The organism is Methanococcus voltae (genome assembly GCF_017875395.1).
Classification (GTDB): domain Archaea; phylum AGJL01; class Methanococci; order Methanococcales; family Methanococcaceae; genus Methanococcus; species Methanococcus voltae_C.
On sequence record NZ_JAGGMO010000004.1, the window covers coordinates 24,164 to 46,587 of the forward strand.

General features: G+C 27.0%; 25 protein-coding genes. All 25 read right to left on the minus strand.

Going from position 1 to position 22,424, the window contains the following annotated elements; genetic code table 11:
* Positions 1–160: 160 nt before the first annotated feature.
* The 25 genes from J2127_RS05200 to J2127_RS05320 all read right to left on the minus strand — a co-directional run bounded on the left by J2127_RS05200 (position 161) and on the right by J2127_RS05320 (position 22,272).
* Complete coding sequence (locus tag J2127_RS05200; RefSeq protein ID WP_209732654.1) at positions 161–709, minus strand: recombinase family protein; 549 nt, start codon at positions 707–709, stop codon at positions 161–163.
* A 196-nt stretch (positions 710–905) separates the two neighbouring features.
* A complete protein-coding gene (locus J2127_RS05205; protein WP_209732512.1) occupies positions 906–1,541 on the minus strand; it encodes an MAG6450 family protein in 636 nt (211 codons plus the stop codon).
* A gap of 183 nt (positions 1,542–1,724) precedes the next feature.
* Positions 1,725–2,111: a Panacea domain-containing protein gene (locus J2127_RS05210; RefSeq protein WP_209732655.1), complete on the minus strand. Its 387-nt coding sequence runs from the start codon at positions 2,109–2,111 to the stop codon at positions 1,725–1,727.
* 154 nt (positions 2,112–2,265) lie between these two features.
* The gene (locus J2127_RS05215) at positions 2,266–3,366 is read right to left on the minus strand and encodes a hypothetical protein (protein ID WP_209732513.1); all 1,101 of its coding nucleotides are present in this window, start codon (positions 3,364–3,366) and stop codon (positions 2,266–2,268) included.
* A gap of 192 nt (positions 3,367–3,558) precedes the next feature.
* Complete coding sequence (locus J2127_RS05220) at positions 3,559–4,173, minus strand: hypothetical protein (protein WP_209732514.1); 615 nt, start codon at positions 4,171–4,173, stop codon at positions 3,559–3,561.
* Positions 4,174–4,244: 71 nt separating this feature from the next.
* Entirely contained in the window at positions 4,245–4,532 is a 288-nt protein-coding gene (locus tag J2127_RS05225; RefSeq protein ID WP_209732515.1) for a hypothetical protein, read from the minus strand.
* A complete protein-coding gene (locus J2127_RS05230) occupies positions 4,532–5,386 on the minus strand; it encodes a hypothetical protein (protein ID WP_209732516.1) in 855 nt (284 codons plus the stop codon). The genes J2127_RS05225 and J2127_RS05230 overlap by 1 nt, the downstream gene beginning before the upstream one ends.
* 294 nt (positions 5,387–5,680) lie before the next feature.
* Complete coding sequence (locus J2127_RS05235; RefSeq protein WP_209732517.1) at positions 5,681–9,118, minus strand: hypothetical protein; 3,438 nt, start codon at positions 9,116–9,118, stop codon at positions 5,681–5,683.
* Positions 9,119–9,126: 8 nt separating this feature from the next.
* Positions 9,127–9,663, minus strand: a complete 537-nt coding sequence (locus tag J2127_RS05240; protein WP_209732518.1) for a hypothetical protein — start codon at positions 9,661–9,663, stop codon at positions 9,127–9,129.
* 4 nt (positions 9,664–9,667) lie between these two features.
* A complete protein-coding gene (locus tag J2127_RS05245) occupies positions 9,668–10,054 on the minus strand; it encodes a hypothetical protein (protein WP_209732519.1) in 387 nt (128 codons plus the stop codon).
* 4 nt (positions 10,055–10,058) lie between these two features.
* Positions 10,059–10,334: a hypothetical protein gene (locus J2127_RS05250; protein ID WP_209732520.1), complete on the minus strand. Its 276-nt coding sequence runs from the start codon at positions 10,332–10,334 to the stop codon at positions 10,059–10,061.
* A complete protein-coding gene (locus J2127_RS05255; RefSeq protein ID WP_209732521.1) occupies positions 10,315–10,497 on the minus strand; it encodes a hypothetical protein in 183 nt (60 codons plus the stop codon). The genes J2127_RS05250 and J2127_RS05255 overlap by 20 nt, the downstream gene beginning before the upstream one ends.
* 8 nt (positions 10,498–10,505) lie before the next feature.
* On the minus strand, positions 10,506–10,706 hold the full coding sequence (locus J2127_RS05260; RefSeq protein WP_209732522.1) for a hypothetical protein: 201 nt from the start codon (positions 10,704–10,706) through the stop codon (positions 10,506–10,508).
* Positions 10,707–10,714: 8 nt separating this feature from the next.
* Positions 10,715–10,978, minus strand: a complete 264-nt coding sequence (locus J2127_RS05265; RefSeq protein WP_209732523.1) for a hypothetical protein — start codon at positions 10,976–10,978, stop codon at positions 10,715–10,717.
* A 9-nt stretch (positions 10,979–10,987) separates the two neighbouring features.
* Positions 10,988–11,320, minus strand: a complete 333-nt coding sequence (locus J2127_RS05270; RefSeq protein WP_209732524.1) for a hypothetical protein — start codon at positions 11,318–11,320, stop codon at positions 10,988–10,990.
* Positions 11,321–11,378: 58 nt separating this feature from the next.
* Positions 11,379–11,606: a hypothetical protein gene (locus J2127_RS05275; RefSeq protein WP_209732525.1), complete on the minus strand. Its 228-nt coding sequence runs from the start codon at positions 11,604–11,606 to the stop codon at positions 11,379–11,381.
* A 137-nt stretch (positions 11,607–11,743) separates the two neighbouring features.
* The gene (locus tag J2127_RS05280; protein ID WP_209732526.1) at positions 11,744–14,452 is read right to left on the minus strand and encodes a PKD domain-containing protein; all 2,709 of its coding nucleotides are present in this window, start codon (positions 14,450–14,452) and stop codon (positions 11,744–11,746) included.
* A gap of 12 nt (positions 14,453–14,464) precedes the next feature.
* Positions 14,465–14,737, minus strand: a complete 273-nt coding sequence (locus tag J2127_RS05285; RefSeq protein WP_209732527.1) for a hypothetical protein — start codon at positions 14,735–14,737, stop codon at positions 14,465–14,467.
* Between the two features lie 21 nt (positions 14,738–14,758).
* Complete coding sequence (locus J2127_RS05290) at positions 14,759–15,814, minus strand: hypothetical protein (RefSeq protein ID WP_209732528.1); 1,056 nt, start codon at positions 15,812–15,814, stop codon at positions 14,759–14,761.
* Between the two features lies 1 nt (position 15,815).
* Entirely contained in the window at positions 15,816–16,325 is a 510-nt protein-coding gene (locus J2127_RS05295) for a hypothetical protein (RefSeq protein WP_209732529.1), read from the minus strand.
* Positions 16,326–16,590: 265 nt separating this feature from the next.
* Positions 16,591–16,905, minus strand: coding sequence for a hypothetical protein (locus tag J2127_RS05300; protein WP_209732530.1), 315 nt, complete (start codon positions 16,903–16,905; stop codon positions 16,591–16,593).
* 123 nt (positions 16,906–17,028) lie between these two features.
* The gene (locus J2127_RS05305) at positions 17,029–18,081 is read right to left on the minus strand and encodes a hypothetical protein (protein ID WP_209732531.1); all 1,053 of its coding nucleotides are present in this window, start codon (positions 18,079–18,081) and stop codon (positions 17,029–17,031) included.
* Positions 18,082–18,138: 57 nt separating this feature from the next.
* Entirely contained in the window at positions 18,139–18,684 is a 546-nt protein-coding gene (locus J2127_RS05310) for a hypothetical protein (RefSeq protein ID WP_209732532.1), read from the minus strand.
* The gene (locus J2127_RS05315; RefSeq protein ID WP_209732533.1) at positions 18,674–19,006 is read right to left on the minus strand and encodes a hypothetical protein; all 333 of its coding nucleotides are present in this window, start codon (positions 19,004–19,006) and stop codon (positions 18,674–18,676) included. The genes J2127_RS05310 and J2127_RS05315 overlap by 11 nt, the downstream gene beginning before the upstream one ends.
* A gap of 284 nt (positions 19,007–19,290) precedes the next feature.
* A complete protein-coding gene (locus tag J2127_RS05320) occupies positions 19,291–22,272 on the minus strand; it encodes a TrlF family AAA-like ATPase (RefSeq protein WP_209732534.1) in 2,982 nt (993 codons plus the stop codon).
* Positions 22,273–22,424 lie beyond the last annotated feature (152 nt).

The following is a 22,424-nucleotide window of genomic DNA, read 5'->3' on the forward strand; positions in this document are numbered from 1 at the left end:
TTTAATTCTTTTTCATTTATCGGGTTATCAAGCACGTTAATAGATCCAAAATACAAATTAATTCCCCCTCATTATGAATAATATAAATATTGATTTAAACAAATATAAATATATCCATAAAGAAGTCAACTATATTTAAGCACGTTATTGTTTGAACAAATTATTTACCTAAATATCTATAAAGCGTAGCTTTACTAACATTAGTAATATTACTAATCTGAGATACAGAATACTCCCCAGAGTTATAAAGCTTTATAGCCATGGATAACTTATTAGAATCAACTTTAGGACGACCACCAACTCGACCACGTGCTCGTGCAACTGCTAAACCGTTCTTAGTTCTTTCAGAGGTTAAGTCCCTTTCAAACTGGGCTAACCCTGCAAAGATAGTGAAAAGAAGCTTACCATGTGCCGAACTCGTATCGAGCCAAGATTCCTTTAAACTTTTTATTTCAACGTTTAAAGATTTACAGTTTTCAACAATCTCAACTAAATCTTTAGTACTTCTTGAGATACGAGTAAGTTCTGTAACGATTATAATATCATTAGATGATAAACTATCAAACATTTTAATAAATTCAGGCCTATTTCTTATAGTTCCTGAAATCTTTTCTAAATAGATTTTTTCACAACCTACTTTTTTTAAATCTTGAACTTGTCTTTCTAAGTTTTGATCTTTTGTTGACACTCTTGCATAACCTACAATCATAATTATCACGTAAAGTCTCGTTACTTATCTATTTTGTAAGGTTTTGATACCTTGATATTGATACTAAGTTTTGAGAATTATCCCTATATAAAAGATGTTGATTTCTTAAAAAAAGTAAAAAGTCTTAAAAACGGTCGTTTTTGATACATTGTAAAAAAAGATAAAAAAGATAAAAGTAAAATAAAAAAAATAATAATTATTTACAAATATTAGTTTTATGTTTAGGATCTAATTTAAGTAGTTTAAAGATATTTTTTCTCTTAAAACCATGTAATCTAAAAGGTTTGCTTTGTTTTGCACGTAAATGGTAAACATTTTCATTTTCGCTATTATTATTTATTTTGTATTTAATATCCGAATCAGTAGGTGAGAATCTAGAATACTTGTGCCCATATGCTACATTGGATACAAATGATTCAAAAAGTTTCAAATCCTCTTTTGATAATTTTGATAAACTTTCACCTTTTAACTTTTTAATATCTTTGGATGAAATATGATTTTCCAAATTATTTTCATAATACTTTAAACTAATGCAAAAGTCACATTTTTTTGATTTAAAATTACTAGACAATTTTTGAATATTTTTATCAGAAGATAGTTCATCCATTTTTTTAACATTCTTAAATATTTGTATGGGGTAAACAATTTGATTCATAATAATTGCATCAATAATTAAATCCTTATATTCAATCCTCGAAAAGTGTAATCTAGGGTCATATTTTTCAACAAAATAAGATTTAGAAAAGAAATTAGCATCTAATTTTTCTAAATTATTTATATATCTATTAAATTTTTCTAGGTTTTTTAATTCTTTTTTAGATAACTCATACAATTTAGAAATATTTTCTCCTTTACTATTATAATATCGTAATCTAATCGAAGGAGATTCTGCTTTTACGGATTTTGAAGATATAACGCTACGTTTATTACCACTTTCTTTATCAAATAGTATTGCATTATTTTTTGTTTTATTTTTTAAATTAAGTTTTCTAATGTAAATCCCCTAACTATTGTATTATTCCTCATACATTGAAAAATAGTATTTTTTCATATCTTCAACTGATATAACATTTGTAGAAGGCTCTAACTCTCCTAAATCACCCCTTGCATTAACCCAGGGTAATTCCTGGTGCGTTAATGATTCTAATTCAAAACCATTGTAATCGCCATAACTATTCCATATAACCTCTAAAAATGCTTCGGTATCCTCGTCAAACGATGGTTTACCTGCTTGTGGAATTCTATTCCAACGATATATTTTATATTTTTCATATAATTCCACAGATACTGGACCATGCACCCATGCTTGGAATTCATCATTAGTAATAAAACTTCTTTCCAGTAGTGCGTAATGCCATGCAACGGCATAATAACATAATTTTTGCAATTTAATATGATTCATAGACTCTTTATCTAAAAACCAATCTGCTAAATCACTTATAGTATACACATTACCCCTCCTTATGTATTATTCTTTTTTTTTAATTATATATTATTTTTGGATATATCTTTAAATTAAGAACAGTTACTTTTTAAAATAAAAAATAAAAATGATATTATCTTATTTCTTTACGAATATGCGCCATATTTTTTATATGTTTATCTTCAACACAAGATTTTGGTTTTATATATTCAACTATATTATTATTTTCATTTAACAACATCTTAACGTTATCAAATTCCTCATTTTGGTCATATATAATCATACCTTTCTTCAAAATATTAATGTCAGAATCAGAATATTTTGGATATTCCTCTTTAAATCTTTCTTCTGATACTTTATAATACCCATAAGTTTCATTACTAAATAAATCATAAGTTCTATGTTTTAACGGTTTATTTTTACCATACATCTTATCAAAAGGAGGGCTTCTTAAATGGTACATTCCAATTACATCAAAACCACAAAATGAGGATATAAAATCTTGTGCTAATTTTGTATCATTGTCTTTAGAATATCTAGATTTGGCAATATTAATACCATAAATCATACAACTTTCAAAGATATCTTCTGTATGTAACTTTTTTAAAATGTGTTCAATAGAAGCTTTGTTTGTAAGTGTGCCCCTTCCTTCCATGTCTACTACAAATGAGTCTATACCATTTGCTATGTAAAAATCTATTATTTTATCTAAATAAGCCCTCGGGTAAGAAATTGATAACGAACCAATGATTGGTTTATGATTTCTAATATTAACATAATCAATATATTTAGTGTTAAAATCAAGGACTCTTTCAATTAAGTTGGCAGAATCTTCAGGGTTTTTATTAGTAACATTTTTTTTAAAATATTTTGACATAGATGGTATTACCATAACATCCGTATAAGGATAACATAAATCTGCAATTTCGCTTATACAATTTTGATCAGGTTCTAAAATATGATCGTAAGCAGGTATTACAATATTTAAACCATTGTCATTACACCTACGTCTAATATTACTTTCAAGATTATTTGCAACGTTGAGTTGTTCCCTAGCTTCATTTAATTTTTCGAAAGTAAATTCTTTATATACTTCATTTATTCCTTCAGGAGGGCCTCTTTTAAAAGTAGCTGTTGAAGGTGTTGTTATTTTTTTAGAGCCTATTTTTATAGCTAATTCTTTTAAAGCTAGCTCATCATCCAAATTTTTTAATTTAACTTCTAATTTTCCCATAATAGCCAACCCCTAATTTATAATATATTCGTAAAAAAATAATCTCGAATTATAATTAGATTATACCTAATTGTCCTAATTATATTACTATTATATAACAATATATTGTAATAGATATATATCGTTTTCTTTTATACATCTAAGACTTAGATTTGATAACGTATTATATAAATGAAATATTGAAAAATATAATTATTTTGTTTTTATCTTTTTTTCATTCAGTAAGATTGTAAACTCCTCATTTTCTATATTGGCTATACTTAAAGCTGTTTCAAAATTTATTTTCTCTTTTTTTAATAATTTAATTGCATAATTTATTCTTTTGTTATATAATTCGTTATAATTTATTGATTTTTCAGCATACTCGGGATATTTATTATATACATATACCATTATTTCATTATCGGACAAGTCATTTAAAAACTCTTTTAAGCTATTTATATTACTAATTAAATTATCTTCAAGAGTTTCTTTTGATGATAATATATTGTAAATACAGTGTCCTTTTTTAGATAACTTGTAAGACAATAATTCATTTTTTTTATTTAAATTGGTCATATCTATTAAGTTAAGAGATATGAGGTTATCTATTATCTCAGGCAATACGCAACTAAATGGTCCATAATTATAAGGAATAATATCAAAAAGTTCAATCATTCTGTCTCCAACAACTTTTGAAGTTAAAAAAAGTAACTTTTGAAGTTTTAACCTGCTTTTTATTTTTTGATTGTTTAAGGTGCCTAATATATATAATACAATTTGTTCCTCTTCGACTAAACTATCTGCAATTTTAACATAATCTTCCATAATATCACACCAATAGTATACCACAATTGTATATATCATTATTGAAACCAGTTAACCTAAGGTAAAAAAATCTAAATTATAGGGTAAAGTTCCCAAATCTCTCTTAAGTCATCCATCTCTAAAAGTTCTTTTTTATTATCTACTTCGTATTTTCCAGTTTCTTTATTGTAACTTAGAATTCCCATAAGCATCTCTAAATTAAAGCCTTTTTTAAGTACTCTATCGATTTTATAAACTTTTTTATAAACTAAATATTTTTTACCATCTTTAAATTCAACCCCATCTTCTTTTACACCAGTTTTAAAACTTGAATCGATAAAAAACTTATGTTCATAACTCGGTTCTGTAATTAATTCCATTAAAACCACCCTAGTAAATCGTTACTTTTTTTCTTTTTATTAGTATTTTTATTAGCATTTTTAGATTTATTTTTTGTAGTTTTTAATTTTTTCTTTTTCTTTTTAGGAGCTTTAACATATTTACTCGTTACTTCTTTATCAATATCCTTTAAACCTTTAACATATTCTTTTTCTTGGTTTTTAAAGATATTATAGAATGATTTACCTTTTTTAACAATATTCTTATCCATTATAAAAGCACTATGCCAATCTGCAAACATTTCTTTATTAGATTTTCGATATCTAATATGTTCTTCTCCGTCACGATATAAAAGTGGATTTAATAACTGTTCTTCATCGTAAGGGTTTATTTTCTTAGTTATTTTAATTACTTCATTTCTTAGTTTTTTAGAATTGCGACCTAATGTATGAAAATCATAAAATCCTGAACGGTCCTTTTTATTTTTAATATTTCTATCGTATGCGTGTCCCAATTCATGAGCATAGATTCTATCAATATCATTTTTATCTTGATACGAGGTATCTACCCTAATCCTACCCTGTGAAGGTATTTTAGATGTTCCCAATCCATTATAATGATATTCAAATACTCCATCTTTTCTTTTCCATCTAAATTTCCTTTTTTGAACTTTTGGAGCTCCAACATGTTTATGAACAAATTCTAATCTTCTATCAATAAGTTCTTTTGGTTGTGTATCAATTCCCCTAATATCATAGGCTTTTGGATTCTTTTTCCACTCTTCAATCTGTTTTTTCTGTTTTTTACCTTGCTTAATAACTCTTTTTGATTTTAATAGGTCTTTATGCTGTGCATCCACAGGCATCTTATGAAAATGTTTTCTTAACTTTTTCATCTCTTTTTCATTTGGAACATAGTCTTTACTTTTGGATTTTTTCTTAGGTTTTTCTACTTTCTTACCTTTCTTACCCTTTTTAGGTTTTGGAAGTCTACACGGCGTATCGTATCCTTCTAAATCTCCTTTATTTGGTGCACTCGTATAACTATCTACTGCTTCTTTATATACAGTTTGTGCTCTCTTAGCTCTATCTATTGCAATAGCTCTTTTAGACCTCGTATCTACAAATTTAGCTATGGTTTCACCTCTTAAATACTAAATAACAATAAAAATAAATGAAAAAAATTAGTATTAAAGTTCAAAAATAGATTTTATATTGTAATGACCAGATTTCTTATATTTTTTCGATTTAGCTTTCTTCTTTTTATTATCTTTCTTATCAAATTCTGGACGAATTCTCGGTTTAGGAAGTTCAATAATTTCTTCAACAATTATTTCTTTTTTACGAATGATACTATCAATTGGTTTTGATATCGTATTTTTCGTCTTTTTAGATTTTGGATTATATTTGTTATTTTTAAACTTAGATTTTTTAGAAACTTCCTTTTCTAATACACGTTTTTGTTTTGAAATCGTAGAAGTTAGCTGTTTTTCCAAGTTTACAGTTTTAGTTTTAGATTCTGTTAATGTTAGATTTGCCATTAAATTACTTGTTTTTTCACCAGTTCCAGTTAATTCCTTTGATATATTGCCTGATACTACACCAATACCCAATAAATTATTAGTTTTTAACCCAGTATTTGTTTTAGAGTGACTTTTAAGTTCTTTTTCTAACAAATTATTTGTTTTAGATTGATATTTTGTCCTTGCATCTTCCAAAGCTTTTGTATTTCTGTTAGTTTTACCATTAGTCCTTTGATTATAGTTATTTTGTATATCCTGTTTTTTACTTCCATTATTATTGCTTTTATTTTGAGTATATGAAGTTCTATTTTTTTGAACTTGATTAGTATTTCTATAATTTTTGCTGTGATTATTTCTGTTTGTGGTTACATTTCTCCTTCTTCCACCATATCCCCATTTTCCTGAAGATTGCTTTTTTAATAACCCTTGAATTCCAGTCCCTAATATTATATCTGCATTTGCTAACTGTGCATTTTGGAATTCTGCCACTATTTCTAGATTTTTTACTTCATTTGCTTTTACTTCATCCAATAATTTAGAATATTCGACAGGATTATTATGCTTATTTATTATATCATTTGCATATTTATAGGTAGAAAGCTCTTTTACTTGTGCTTTACTTAATTTTAATTCTTTTATTTTTGATTTAGCTATTTTTTTAGGTTTTCCAGAATTATCATTTAATTTTAATTGCTGTCGCTTTGGATTTTTAAATTCCTTTAAATATTTTTTATTCTGTTTATAAAATTCAATTTCAGGGTCTTTTATTAAATTATCATTACCTTTCTTTTTAATTTTTTTAGAGTGACTTTTAAGTTCTTCTTCAAATCTTATAAATTCTCTGTCTTTATTTTTTATCTTTTTTTCAGTAAGTTTTATTTTTTTAGGGTTTTTAACATTTATCTCTTCAATTGATATGTCAAAACCATCTATAAGTTTATTTTCTGCTCTGTTTCTTAATTTTATCAATTCTTTTCGATTAATAGATTTGATATCGGACTCCAATAAATTATTTATTTCTTTAAGTGCATAATTATACTCTTTATTTTTCATATAAGCTTTAATATTATTCATTTTACTTTTTACATTTATCTCAGAGCTTGAAAGCTCTTTAAGCTTAGAATCTGTTTTTAAATTATTTTTAAATTCTTTATTGTATTTCTTGTTAACTTTTTTATTAAGCTCTTTTTCCAAATTTATTTTAGGTTTAGAGTCCTCCAAAATAATGTTTTTATTTTTATTGACGTTTTTAAGCTCCCTTTCTAACATACTATTTTTCTTAGGTTTTTCCAATAGTGAAACGCCCTTGGGAGTTTGTTTTAAATTTTTTGCATAATTAGCTATACCTTTATCCAATACTATTTTTTCAGTTTTGAATAAACTTTTATAACCTGATTTTGCAACACTTCTTGCACCTAATACCATTAAAGGTAAATTTACCATACCTGCCACGTTTTCCGCTGAAAAGTCTCCCTTAAGTGCTTTTCCATAAGGTGTTACAGTTCCGTGATACGTGCCTTTTACAGTTGTATCCACAAATTCATTAGACAATCTACCAAACGTTTTATCATTGGATATTAATTTAGCAGAGTCCACACCTATTGCCGTTCCAGCACCACCTATAAAGTCAACCGTACCGCCTGCTACATTACCCCCTATTTTCCTACCTACTACTACAGGGTATGAATAATATCCATCATTTTTATCAATTTCCAAAGGATTATGGATATTAATTGATTTACCATCTTTTAATCTTTTTAAATCTTCAACATCCTGATAACCTTGTAACATGAAGTTTGCAACCCCCTTTTCAGCACCTTTTGAAATAGTGTCAACCCACCAATTAACACCGATTTGCTCTTTATACCAGTCTAAATTCTTTTCATCTTCTATTTTCTCTTCTTTCCAGTATTTAGGTTTAGTTTCTTCAATTGTAAGTTTATTTCTTTCCCAATCGTAATTTAATTTTTTATCGTTAGCTAATGTCATTGAATCAAGATATTGACTATCGATAGGTGTAGAATTACCTGAAAAAGTATTCTTTTTAGGTTTTACACTATTAAACAACCCTTTTGTAGAATTATATTTCTTCCCCCATTCTTGTCTTTCTAATTCTGATTTTGAAGTAGTTTTTATATTTGTATTGTGTCTAATTGGAGTATTATTTTTATTATAATTCCCAGATGCACTATTTCTCCAATTTGAAGATTCTTCTTTTTTTGCATAGATATTATATCCTAAATCTTCGTTATTTTCCCATCTTTTTTTATCATTAAACGATTTAAAAGACCTATCCGCTTCTTCTTGTTTAATTGTTTTTTTATTTCCTTTATTCGTTATAAATTCATAATCAAAACTTTCAGAATATCGTTCTGAATCATCTATGATTATTCTTCTTTTACCCCCTCCTGACGTATAATATTGAATTGAACCTTTATTAAAAACACCTATTACTTCATTAGTTTTTTTATCGTAAACGACTGTAAAATCTTTGTTTTTTTCATGTAGAACCACTTTTGAAGCATCGTAAGTATTTCTATAGGGTTTTATCTTATTTTTAGTATTTTTAGAGCTATCTTTGTAATATCTTGACGTTACATAAGCTTCATTTTTCCAACCAGTTCCTGAGTTTGGAGCTTGGCGAGGGTCATAGTCTAAACCCTTGTTAGTGAAATATTTTTTTCTATCTTCAAAATTCTTAAAGTGTAAATCATTTCGTTTAGTTTGTTGTGTTTGAGCTTCTTCCTGGTTATTTTGAATATTAACTTTATTTTTATTGTTGTTATTGTTTAAATTAGATTTTTTATTATTTGCAGAATTTGGCACATTATGATATCTATTTCCCGAAGAATCCCCTTCTTTTTTAAATCCGTCTTTTGTTTTTTGATAAGCGTTTCCTTTATCATCATAATGAGTTTCACCACTTCTTATTGCACTTGAAGAATTCGATTTATTACTATTTTTTGAACTTGAACTTTTTTTACTGCTTCCGCCACTTGATTTACCACCGCTAGAAGACGAAGAACTATTTTTAGAACCGCCTGAACTTATCTTACTATTCGTAGATTTTGAACCTTTTGAATCAGAATAAGGAAAGCTTCCCATGATTTCACCTAGTTATCCTTTTTTAATGAATTCACATGTTCATACAATACTTCTGTTTTATACCAGTTTAATTGCTTGTTAAATAAGCATATAACACCATAAGCTACAAGGAATAAGTAAATTATATTTACTTTCCAATCTAATGATAATTTATCAAGGGCTAAAAATGAACCATATTCCAAAGATATGCGAATACCAAATAAAATTAATCCACCCACTATCGCCCATAAATTTCCTTTTCCTAAAGAATAGATTAATAAACAGATTCTAAATTTACTATCAAATTTAATCAATGACATAGGGTATTTCTTACTTTTATGAACTATTAAACTCCAAGGTATTACTAAAATAGCAATTACCATCCCAAAAATAAGTAATACAGTATCTCCAAGTGTAGACATAGTAGGGATATGTAATAATCCAAAATACCACGGATAAATAGATGCTATGAGGAAAGCTAACGATCCTAAATCACTTATCCAATCTATTTTTTTACGATTTTCTAAAAATTCAATCGTTTCTTTGTTATTAGTTAATACTGCCATGATTTCACCCAATCGAATTAATTCTTAAAATAATTAAAAATATCAAATATCCAATTGTTATAAATGGAACAAAAGGAATATCTTTTTGTTTTTTGAAATAAACATAAAATAAGCTAAGATAATTAGAAATTCCTAAAATTATAATAAAACCCCAAATCCCTGAAATCGGAATTAAGGAAATAAAAATTAAAATGTCACCAAAACCTAATTTAGTGAATCTACTAAATAAAACAAGCAATATAATCGAAAATAGCATTTCAATTGTATTAAAAACTAATAAGTAGCTATTTGCAATTAAAAAAATAATAGGTATTAAATTAATTACTTTTCTATCTGCAATATCTGTTAATGATAATAATACCAAATAAAAACAATTAATCAAAAATATCATAGTATTACTCTTTATATTTTCTATAGCCCCATCTAAGAACTATTATTATAATATATAGCACAAAAAAATCCATAAAAAGACTTAATAAAGATTCTAATCCTTTGAAATATTCCATCGCAGAAAAAATACTCCTTATATAAATAGAAAAAGAAAAAACTATTAAAGCCATTGTAATAACTATTCTTCGCATTTCTTCTTGTATAGTATCTAATATATCCAACATTTTCACTTCTTTTAGTTGATTAATAAATTCACTTCTTTTAATTTTCGATTTCATCATAATCTACCTCTGTATCGTATGATTCATTATTTAATATTAAAAAATAAAATAAAACGCCAATTACCCCAATTTGTGCAATTTGAAAAATAGCGATATTTTGAAAAGTAAAAATAATTATAAAAAGAAAAGCAAGAATACCAATTAATTTATATTCTTTTTTCATATTATCACCTAAATACATATTGAATTATATATTGATTCAGAAATTTCAGAATAATTTTCTACATTATGAATTGGATATTCATTTGAATCATGCGATTTGTTAGTAATATATAATCTAAAATCTCCTGTATTCAATATAGTCATTTTATAATGAATATCTGAATTAATTCCTTTTTTCAAAATAAAATTAGACTCAAAAATAGGATTCACTATATCACCTAAAAAAATATTTTTACAATCTTTCCAAATACCCAAACTACTGGAACTCCAATAAGAACTCCAAGAATTAAAGTAACCATACTTTTTAGATTAGTTAATATTTGAAAAAGTACTGGATGACCAATAGTAGCAGATTCCGCTACTGGATAGAGTGCCCCTACAATTATTGACAACAAATAGCAAAATGCTATCGTTGAAATGACTCCTATTCCTATTGACATAATCCAACCATTGGAACTTTTACGTTTTTCTTCTTTATACATAATTCCACCTTAATAATCTTCTTTAGGCATTACAATCGGGTAAATTAAATTATAAGTCATCATAGCTACGAATATTGTATTAATGGCTGTTAGGGTAATATTAATCGGTGATGCAGTAGCTATATTTAATATGTCTACTCCCAAAGTACCTAAAAGAACAAAATAGCCTGATTCAATTATTAAAGGTAATATTTCATTACCGTCAGAATGAACATAAGCAGTAATTCCCAAGCCTAATGGGATAATCAATGCAAGACCTATAGTATTCTGAAAAACGTAATTTAAAAGCCCAAATATATCGTGATTATGCAAAAAAGATATGGGAATTTGAATAACTTCCATAATTTCCCTCAATTTATCGTATTTTATTATTTTTATCGTTATTTAGTATTTAATTAGTTTATTTAAATATCTCAATTAGTGTTATTAAATAAGATAACCAAGTAGCAGAGCTTAATAACATTGCATAAGGTACTGGAATACCTAAAGCAAGCCATAACCCATAATTACCCGTTAGTAGATTAAATAAAAAGCCTGCTATTTTAGAAACCCAAATATAATTATTAAATATGGCTTCTCCGAGATTTGTCGGCGTGCTTCCGGTTTGTTCACGTACTTCTTTCGTCATATTTCTACCATCAGGTACTTCTGGCGTATCGATATAAGGTATATGATACAGACCTGCAATTGAAGATGCCGTTGTTATACAAAGTGAAAAAATAAAAATTACAGAAAAGATTTTTAAACCTTTCATTTTATCTACTCCTATTTACCCATTTTAGATTTTATGAAATAAACGATTGCAAGACCTGTAAAAAAGCCAACCGTTATAATTGATAAACCATTTTCTAAATAAACCGATAATATTGCAAATACACCGCCTGCCATAAGTAATGACATATGAAAATACGATTTAGGTACAATTAAAAGAGTTATCAAAATTACCAAAGCAATTACTAAAGAAAATAGTTTTGAATCGTATGTATTTTCAGTTATTTTATTATTTATTAAAATCATAGTTTCTGATTTAATTAATTTATTTGATGAATCATAGATTTTTAAATCAACTTTAAATTGATTGGGGGTATTATTTATATTATCAATTATTGTAGATTTGTCAATTTGTATAATTGTCATATCACTTGTTATTTTGTAATTATTTGTATAATTTCCATAATTTGATTTAAATTCAACCTTTAATGTTTCAGCATCTGAATTTGATTTACCATATATAATTATACATTTTTCATTTTGAGTAACCTGTATCTCTACACCATTATTACTATTAGAATAAGGTAAAGAAATATCTTTTGCACTATCCACGGTTAAATCTTTGTAAAAAACGTCATTTATGTATATTTTGTAAACTTTTCCAGTAATTAGGTACGTGTTTAATTCTTTTGTATTTTCACAGATTATTTTGTTATCTGTAGATTTTACAGTTATTTTATCATCATAATAGGAGGATAATCGCACTTGAGATAAATAAGAAGTCTTTGAAGGCATATAAATATTAATTACACTATTTTTAGAAGTATAAATGCTTCTAACTACGTTATTATATGAAACTACGATTAATGAATTTTCAGGTAATGAAACATTTATTGAATCGTTTGTATTTTTATTTAGATTTTCAGTATTTATTACTAAACTATCGTTAAATTTTGTACTGTTATCTTCATAGTAAAAATTAACTAAATAGTTAGTATACTCTATTTCTTGAACTGTAATATCGTAATTTTTAGTTATTTCGTTGTTATACGTTATAGTAATAATATAATTTCCCGTTTTTGTATAACTGTGTGTAATTGTGTTTGAATTCATCGTATTTGACGAACCATCGCCCCAATTTACTATCGTTGTAGTAGGTAATTCTCCATTAATTGTTAACTCGAAAGATTGCCCTATTTTTACAATGCTTGGATATTCTACTTCGTTTTGATAGCCTGTAGAATAATAATCTATGTTTGAATTCGAAGTTATTGAGCCTTCATTTGTCGATAGTGTATATACATTCATATAATTTGGAGAATTTAAATCACTTATATTAATATCAATTTGATAATTATTTAGTGCATAATTGTTATTATTGATTATTTTATATCCTCCAAGAATTAAAATAACCGAAATATTTTCATCATATTTTTGAACACTAATGCCTTTCACTTTTAAGCTATTGCCCTGATATTGTCCAATTACTAATGACTTTTCAAGGTCTCCATATGTCATATTAGTGCATACATATTGATTTGAATTAGAAATCAATTTTAATTCATTTTCTGTTAAAATATATTGTGCGTAATGTTCTGTATTTAATGTAAGCGTATCTACCGACATTATATCAGATTCTTTACCTGAATTCCAAGTTCGCCAATATCCTGTGGATGTTGAACGATATGGAGATACTGCATAGCCTTGTATGTCTAATATACCCCATGATGTAATCATGCTTGGATTATTTACTTTTGCAAATCCAAAAGTTTGAAAATTACCTGATTGATACGTTGTCGCTTTGATTTTTACATTTTTTGTCCACGTTTGTGTAGTCCAAATATATGCGTTCGCACCATTAGGTGTTATTACAATCCATCCATCCTGTGTATTAACTGTAGCTGTTCCTTCAGTGTATGTTTCCAAACCATTGAGCGATGAACCGTCATTATAATAGTCATAAACCTCATTTGGATTACTTACAATTACGGGGTTAGATGTTTCTTCAATGTACACATTAGTCGTACTACTTGCCGGAATATCTATAATCTTGCCAGTTAAAACATCGTTATCGATAAAATAATTACAATAATTTTTTTGAACAGTTATCGTTTCAGTACTTGGTGGATTATCATTTCCAAATTTTACAGCTAACGTTCCAGTTTCTGTAATTTTTACATATAATTTACTTAAAATAATTGGTTTTTTATTGATTATTCCTTGAATATTTGTATTTGTTTGAGGAATTTCAATATTAATTTCTGAATTATCTTTAATATTTTCAGTACTCATTTCATAATAATAGTTAGTATTTTCAACGTTTACGGTTTCAGAAATCATATGTGAAGTACTGTTTAAATCGATATATTGAATATTAAGCGTTATTGTTGGTTCATTTGTAGTTCCTTTGATTATTATTTTATTTTCGGATAATTGATTAATTTTAAAACTATCTAATTTTTGAGGAACGATATTTCCATTCATATAAGCTACTATGTCTGAACCATCTTCTTTTACACAATCGTAGTTTATTAAAGCATATTGGTGCTGTTTGAAATACAATTTATCTTCGTTATCTATAAAACCATTGTTGTTAAAATCAGGAACTCTATCAACTAAATAAATTGGAAAAGTCGCAGAAGTTCCTTCAAAATCTGTAACTTCAATATTTGTATAATAATTAAAATCTGCAGAAACGGAATTTATCGATAAAAAAGCTAATAAAATCAAAAAAAGAAAAACGTATTTCTTCATATTTTTCATAATATCACCCAATTATCTATAATATCCGTCTTCTGACTCGTATCCGTTTCTACTTGCATAAGCACTAACTAATATAGCGACTATTATCAATGTCACAGATAAATTTAAAACTAAAACGATTTGGTCGTGCCAACCCATCATATCGGGAGCCATTTCCATTGCAATGGGATATAAAGCCTGGTCTATTGAAGAAACCGCAATAGTTACAACATACCATACAAATATGGTCATTCCGATTCCTACAATGGATAATATTAGTGTTCTTATTTTTTGAGATGTTAGCATAATTCCACCATTTACCCCATATTAACTTATAGGAATCGTTGTAGCGTTTGAGGCTACTGTTCTTGCTGTTTCATTTACTGCTTGCACAACTACATGGACGTCTTGCTGTCCAAATAACATACTTAACCCGTAACCACCTAATAAAAGGAATACTCCACCTGCAATTAAAGCTATTATATAAAATTGAGTTTTGTTAAAGTCTTTCAAGTGTTTTAAAATATGGTTTGCAGTTCTTTCCTCAATGAAACCTTGAACTCTCATAGGGTCTCCATCAAGTATGTAGTCATCAAAATCAGCTAAATTTACAAATTCAATAAATTTAGTATTATGAATTTTATTACCTGTTTTTTTATGTTTTTTAAGGATAAATAGCGATTCTCCTAAATTTTTATCTTTATATTTATCCACCATACAAGTAATAAATTCTAAATATTTCCTTTTTAGATTTGAATAATTTTCAGAATCATTATGTTTTTCATATTCTTTTAAATCATTTTCAATATCTTCATAAATTTCTAAATCTCTTTCATCAAAATAGCTAACTCCTGAGCCTGCAACTACTGCAAATTTATCCCTCATTTCAGATAATCTATCTTCAAGTTTTGTAATTTGTTTTTCAACCTTTGGGTCTTCCGAATAATCTTCGATAAGTGATTGATATTCTAAATAAGTATTAAAGTATTCACCTATTGCATGAGCTCCATACGTTTGTGTTATTTTCTTTAATATTACGGGTGCATCCCCCCTGATTGGTATACCCATACCTTGCCTAAACTCTCCAAATGGTATGTCCCATAATTTATCTTTTAACCTAATTCTTGGCTGTTCTACAACTCTTTTACCTATTTTTATCTTGGAAATATTACCGTCATGTTCCCCTACGTGTATTTTACCCGTATTGACATCTCTTGCTAAAAAAGTATACTTTTTATTTAGCACATTGTACTTGAAATTAGCCCAAACAATAGATTTTGCATCCTTCGGTATTGCCATTAATGTAAAGAAAAAACCAAAACCACATATACAAGCGATAAATAGTGCAATGACTAATAAAATCATTAATATTATTTCAATCATATTAACCCCTCCTCATTAACCCACTAAAAAATCCTCTTGGTTTTGGAACTTGATTGACGTTGTTGTGGTGCATCGTTTGAACAATATGTGTTAAGTCTGCAAATCTACCCTTATCGGATTTTGTAAGGTTTAAATTAGTAACTGCCATTAAATGTTCTCTTTTATATGAATTCTTACGGGATTTTAAAATATTTGGTTTTCCCCAGTGTTTATTGGAAAATTCATTTATCTTTAAATCCATCATCATTTCTTTTCTACTAAATTCATCAGTCATAGATAAAGCAGTCGATGCACCCAATAAATACACATCAGGGTTATTTTCATAATTATTACCCTCGTGCATTATTATTTTTAAGCTGTCTCTATTACTTATTTCTTGTAAATCAATTGCTTCGGTTACCTTTGAACTTGAAGCATATTGAGAACCGTAATCTTCTGGTTCATTCCCATATTCTTCTTCATCTTCGATATATTCTTCTTCATCGTCATATCTTTCGTACTCTTCATTCATTATTCCACCTGTCGCCCGTTAATTATTGTATACGTGGTAATTATCAAATTCCATAATGAAATAATCATAAAAGTAATCGTTAAATAAGTTAAATCTAATTTAATATCGTTAAAAATAGTATTTGCCGTTGCTATGGTGGTATTGATTGAGAAAATGAAAGTAATAATTCCGAAAAAAAATCTTCGGAATTTAGGGAGTTGTAACATTGCAGTTAAAATAGTAGTTAATATTATCAATGTTACAGTTATTAGCTCCGTGTACATATTTAGAAGTACGCTCTCATCTGGTTAATTAAGAGTAATAAAGGCATAAGTACCAATAAACCAAATACAATACCAATCATAACAATTACTTTATCGGCGTGTGGAGCTAATGCAGTTCCATTAAGTGCATCCATTAGTGGGTTAAGTAAATAACCTAATACGATTAAAGTCATTATAATGGAGATGAACACACCCCCTATAATACTTGCTAAACTACTTATGGCCAATTCACCTTTTGAAACGCCTGTTATTACGTTTGCAAACATTTTTAAGTTTGCTTTAACGTTTTTCATATTTGTTAATAAGATTTGTTGCATATACTACACCTTTTTAATTTTTTTAAAATAATAAATTAATAATTAAATAACTAACTGAAAATAGCCTAATTTCTATTAATTTTTACATAATATCACCTCCAAAATGGAAAATAATAAAAAAACTTATAATAATTTGTTAATATCTCCAATACGTACGTATTGTTTAAGTCCTATTTTTACCGTTGATATTTTGTTTTGCTTTCTTAATCGAGCTACTTTTTGACTTAATGCCTTATAATCAATACCTGTTAGTTCTACGATTACATTGTAAGACATATAATCATTTTCAAAAAGTACGGGCGGTTTTTCATCGTATGTAGTTTTATAACCGCCAGGATTAATTTCTAAACCGTAATAATCATTTGATATTTGTGTTAAATTGTGTTTGTTTGATAATTCAGCAATTGCATCGTCTAAAAAGTTTGAATAACCTGCATTTTTTAGAGGACGATACAAATTATAAAGTTTAGGTTCTTGACTCCATTTAAAAGTAAAAGTAGCGTTGCTATTACATTGTTTCATGAGTTCTTCGGGGTCGTTTGAAATATACTGACCTGTTGAACGTAATGATTTAAGCTTAGTTGCGAGATTAAATTTATCTTCGCCTAAAAAAATATATCCAGTACCTAAATTTTTATTAACATCTAATTTGCCCAACAGGATTATAACATCAGAACGTTGAATAATCAAAGGTTGTATTTCAGTCATATTTGGAGTACAATGTAAACCGATAGCTCCCGAGATTCTTGCATTACGATAATATTGTTTTAATCTAATTGATTCTTTTGTTGAAGCATCTTGAGAGTGCATCCATGTGTGAGCTTCGTCAATTAAATAAACTATTTTTTTGTTACCGAGCTTATTCTGAGTTTGAATATATTCAAAAAAGCGTATAACCTCAGAACCGCCCGAAAGGTAGAATTTAGATTTAAGATTATCTAAAAAATGTTCATCTATGGTAGCACCTAATATCATAGATAATCCGGATTTACCAGAACCTTCCTTACCCATAATTAACACCTGTAAATCAGACTCGGATGCAATTCTTGAATAAGATAATAGTTGAAAAAAAAGACAAATCGGTATATTACTATTATTTTGAGGAATGTAGTTTTTTAACATGTTTTTAAAAATATAGTTTTGATTCGTTTTCCGTGTTTTCCGTGTTTTCAGCATATTCACACCCCCCTCTATATATATTATATAATAATATAAGTCGAGCAAAAAAAACGGTTAAAATTTTTTATTTTCTTTATTTTTCGATTTTAAAACTTCCATATTATTTTCCAAAGTTTCAAACGCTTCGTCAAAAGCTTTAGGATATGAAGAAGTGAAACAATCTTCTAAAAAATCTATAACGGTTTTCGATTTTTTATTATACAAGTTATTGACTTTTATAAAACCAACTTGGTAAGCTAAGTTTTGTAATTTATCAAAATAGTATTTAATTTCATTTATATTAACAATGATAACTTTTCCATTCATATTATTTGTTTTTAATTTTAATTCTTTTACATAAGGTGCTATGTTTCTTTCTTCTTTCTTTATATATTCTTTTACGTGCGGTTTAAGATATCTTTGCAATACATTAAGCTCATCGACAAGAGATTTTACATATTTTAAATTTGAACTGTTTTTTGCGAGACTCTCTAATTCGATTGCATTAACATAGTGTTCAGCAATATATTTTCGTAAATCCAAATCTGCGATTACTTTACCCTGACCGCCATTTTGATTTTGGATATCCACATTATATTTCTCTGAATTATTATATTTCATAACAACCCTCTGCAACTTTATTAATTGCAATTTCTATGACTTGATAGTCGAAATAATTAGGATGATTTTGTTTAACATTCTTTATTGTTTCAAAAAATAGTTTTTTCTTATTTTCGGATAATTTATATTTTTTAGCAAGTTCGCCAGCTTTACTTTTAACCGTGTTCATTGAACTACAAGTTCCAGCATTAATAACTGCACTATTTAGTAGTGTCCCACAGCCTGTATCATAAATAACTGCAAATTTACCCGATGCGTAATAATCTCTTTGTCCATAATCTATAAAAACTTCTTCACATAGTGGACATACTTTTAACTTCATAATTACACCATTCTACATCCTATATTTACTAAAATGAGGGTGATGAGTAATTTAAAAATAGTTTTGAAATAAATTAATTAATTAAATAATTTATAGTTAATAGTCCTTTATTTAAGGATATAATGAGGGGTGGGAAAATAGTAGGTAATCTATTCATTTGTTCATTAGGTCGACACCTTCACAAATGATAATATGATTTAAAACTTTATCATTTAAAATAGATGTTATTAAAAAAGTTAAAAAAAGTATTTTAAATTTAATATTGTTAAGTCATTAGTGTTAAGTTATCTTTTAAATTTTCCATATTTGGATTCTCTTTTCTCAAAAGCTTGTTCTCCCCCCTCCAAAATTTCAAAAATATGTTCCCTAATACCTCGATTATATAAGATACCTTTCTTACTATTTTGATAATTATTATTACAATTATCACAATTACCAAAATTCTTATTATCACATAATTTGTGAGGATTATATGAATATTCCAAAGCACCATTTGTATATTCAAATTTACATTCTTTATTTTCAGTACTATAACCATCCTGATTTGCAACAATGATATTTTCAGAGTCAGTAGATACGACTAAATTAGGATTGTGCGATACAATTATTATTTGTCGATTAATTTTTTTATCTTTGATGTAATTTACTAAATTTTTAGAAACAGTTCTATTATCTAAATTATCTTCGGGTTGGTCAATTAATATAGGATTTTCTGAATTATTGAGTTCAAGATATAGTTTTAATAAAACGGTGCCTTTTTTTCCCTCAGACATTTTACTTATTGAATCATTTTCATATTTTATATCATAATTAATTGTAAAATAATTATCGAACAAAGCCGATATCTGATTTAAATATGTTTCACCATTTTTTATTATATCTTTTTTATGTCCTTTCTTATAAGAGTCTAAAATAAACTCAAAAATATTAGAGATATTTGAAATGTGGGTATCTAGATTATATTCATAGTACTTTTTATCATTGAAACATTTGAAAGTAGCATAAAATTCTCTATTCGATGATTTGTAGAATATATCGCTAAAATTTTTGTTATCAAAACTTAAGTTCCCAGTAATAGTTAAATTACTTTCTAGATTATTATCTCCATATTCACTATTTATCTTTTTAATACGACTATTATAATTTTCGAAAATTTTAGTATAATGTAGGATAATCTCCTCTTTATTAGCATTTATTCTTTTTTCGAGGTCTTCGATTATAGTTTCTAAATTGATAATTTTATCAAGTTTAGATTGTTCTTTATCCTTTTTTTCAAATAAATTCTTAATAATAGCTTCTTTTTCTAATTTTTTGGCATATTTAGATATTTTTTCTTTTAGTATATCTTGCTGTGAGATATAATTAATTATTTGATTAGTGGTTTCTTCCATATATTCGTATATTTTACTTTCATACTCAATACTAATTAATTTTGAGCGTATGCTTATTTCATCTTGTAAATCTTTTATTTTACTGTTTAAATTACTTAAATCGTTTTGATTAGTATTTTGACTATGCTGTATACCATAACTACCAATCCCTTCCATATATTCATTAGTAGCTTGTTTTATATGCTTTTTAAAAGAACTTAATGTATTCTTTAATTCATTTTTACTACCTAAATCCTTATTTAATGAGTCTAATTCATCTTTTAATTTGGTATATTCTTCGAGCTCTGATTCCGATAATTTACAGGTAACTTCTAAATCCTTAATTTCATTAGTTAATCTTTCAATCTCGCTAGTAATGGCGGTTTTAGAACCTGCATTATATAAGTCAGCAGTATATTTTAAATATTCTTCTAAATTACCATCTAGGTTAATGGATAATGAAGAAATTTTTTTTTGCAAATTTTTTACATTACCTTCCATATCTTCCAAGTATTGTTTAATGTCACTTTTTTCAAAAATTATATTTTCCACAAGTTCATTTAATTCTTTAGAATTTTCACTTATGGTTGACAGATGCATTTGAGGAATGTATGTAATATTACGATTTTCTTTATTTTTATCAGTATATTTATCAATATGTTCGTCGCCCCAAACAACTTCAAAATCCTCTAATTCCTTCTCAAAAAACTCATCATATTTTTTAATTTTTTCCGAATTATAGTTTTTTACGTCCTTTGCGCATTTTAAATCGTCACTGATATTACTATTAATTGTCTTTGCAATTAAATAAAGCAATATAGATTTCCCTGACGATTTACCCCCTATTATAGAATTTAAATTTTGATTTAAATATATTCTTTCATTAGTAAAATAAGGTTTTCCAGTTTTATCTGCGCGATTTATAAATCTAACATATTTTATGTAATCATATGGTGTTTTTTGCTCAGGTTTTTCCTCTTGAACTTTTATACGGTCATTATCATAAACGATTTGTTTCAAACCTTCAAATGTGGTATTTGCTTTTATCCAAGTTTTACAATTTCCAATCTTATCTTTTTGAGTAGAATTTGAGAAATAATGTGCATCGCTACAATCCAATAATAAATCATTTACCTTATTATCTTTTAATTTAGTTTTAGCATTATTATAGTTTTCAACAGATTCAGATGCGGTAAATACAAGAGGTACCCTATTAATAATATTTTTCTTCTCGGAAATTGATGATTCACTCCACCCTAGTTTATCCCATTCCGTTTTACCGACTGCCATTAAATATTTTCCCTGAAAACGATTATTCATTATTAAATTACTTTCAATATCTTTAAAATCTACATTTAAATTATTAAACCCAATTTTTAAATCGGATTTTTTATCATCTCTGGGGCTAGTTTCTTTTATTTTTTTACCCAATTCTTCCAAAGATTCTTTCGTTACGCAACCATCCCAAATAACCTCCTCTCGACCAAGTGTTCCTTTTTCTAAATGGTACTTACATTGGATTGCCTTTAAAAACTGACTTTTAATTGTTTTTACTTTAAGTTCTTCAGAAAATATAACGTGTAAATTTATACGTTTAAGATTCTCAAACTTTACACCTGCAAAATTACTTATTCTAAATTCAACTACAGGTAATAATGTATCGATATTTTCTAATCGACCCTCTTTTTTATAATTTAATAACTTTTCATAGCCATCAAGAAATAAGTAATCATTAATCCCGAGAACTTTAAACTCAGAGGGTAAGTTTTCCAAATCTGTTACATATTTTTCCCAAACGTCAGCTTTGCCCCCATAATGATTAATTATCGAACAAGGGGTATGAACATGTAAATCCCATATATTCCATTCTGAACCTCGAGGGTATTTTATATTCAAAATATCACCACCAAATTATTAAATTAGATACCATACTATAATAATTAGGTTTCAATATATAATTAATAATTTAAATATTTTCCCCATCGGGGGTAAAAAGTTAAAAAAAGTATTTTTAAATGTAGTATTTTTATTATTAGTTAATTTTTCAT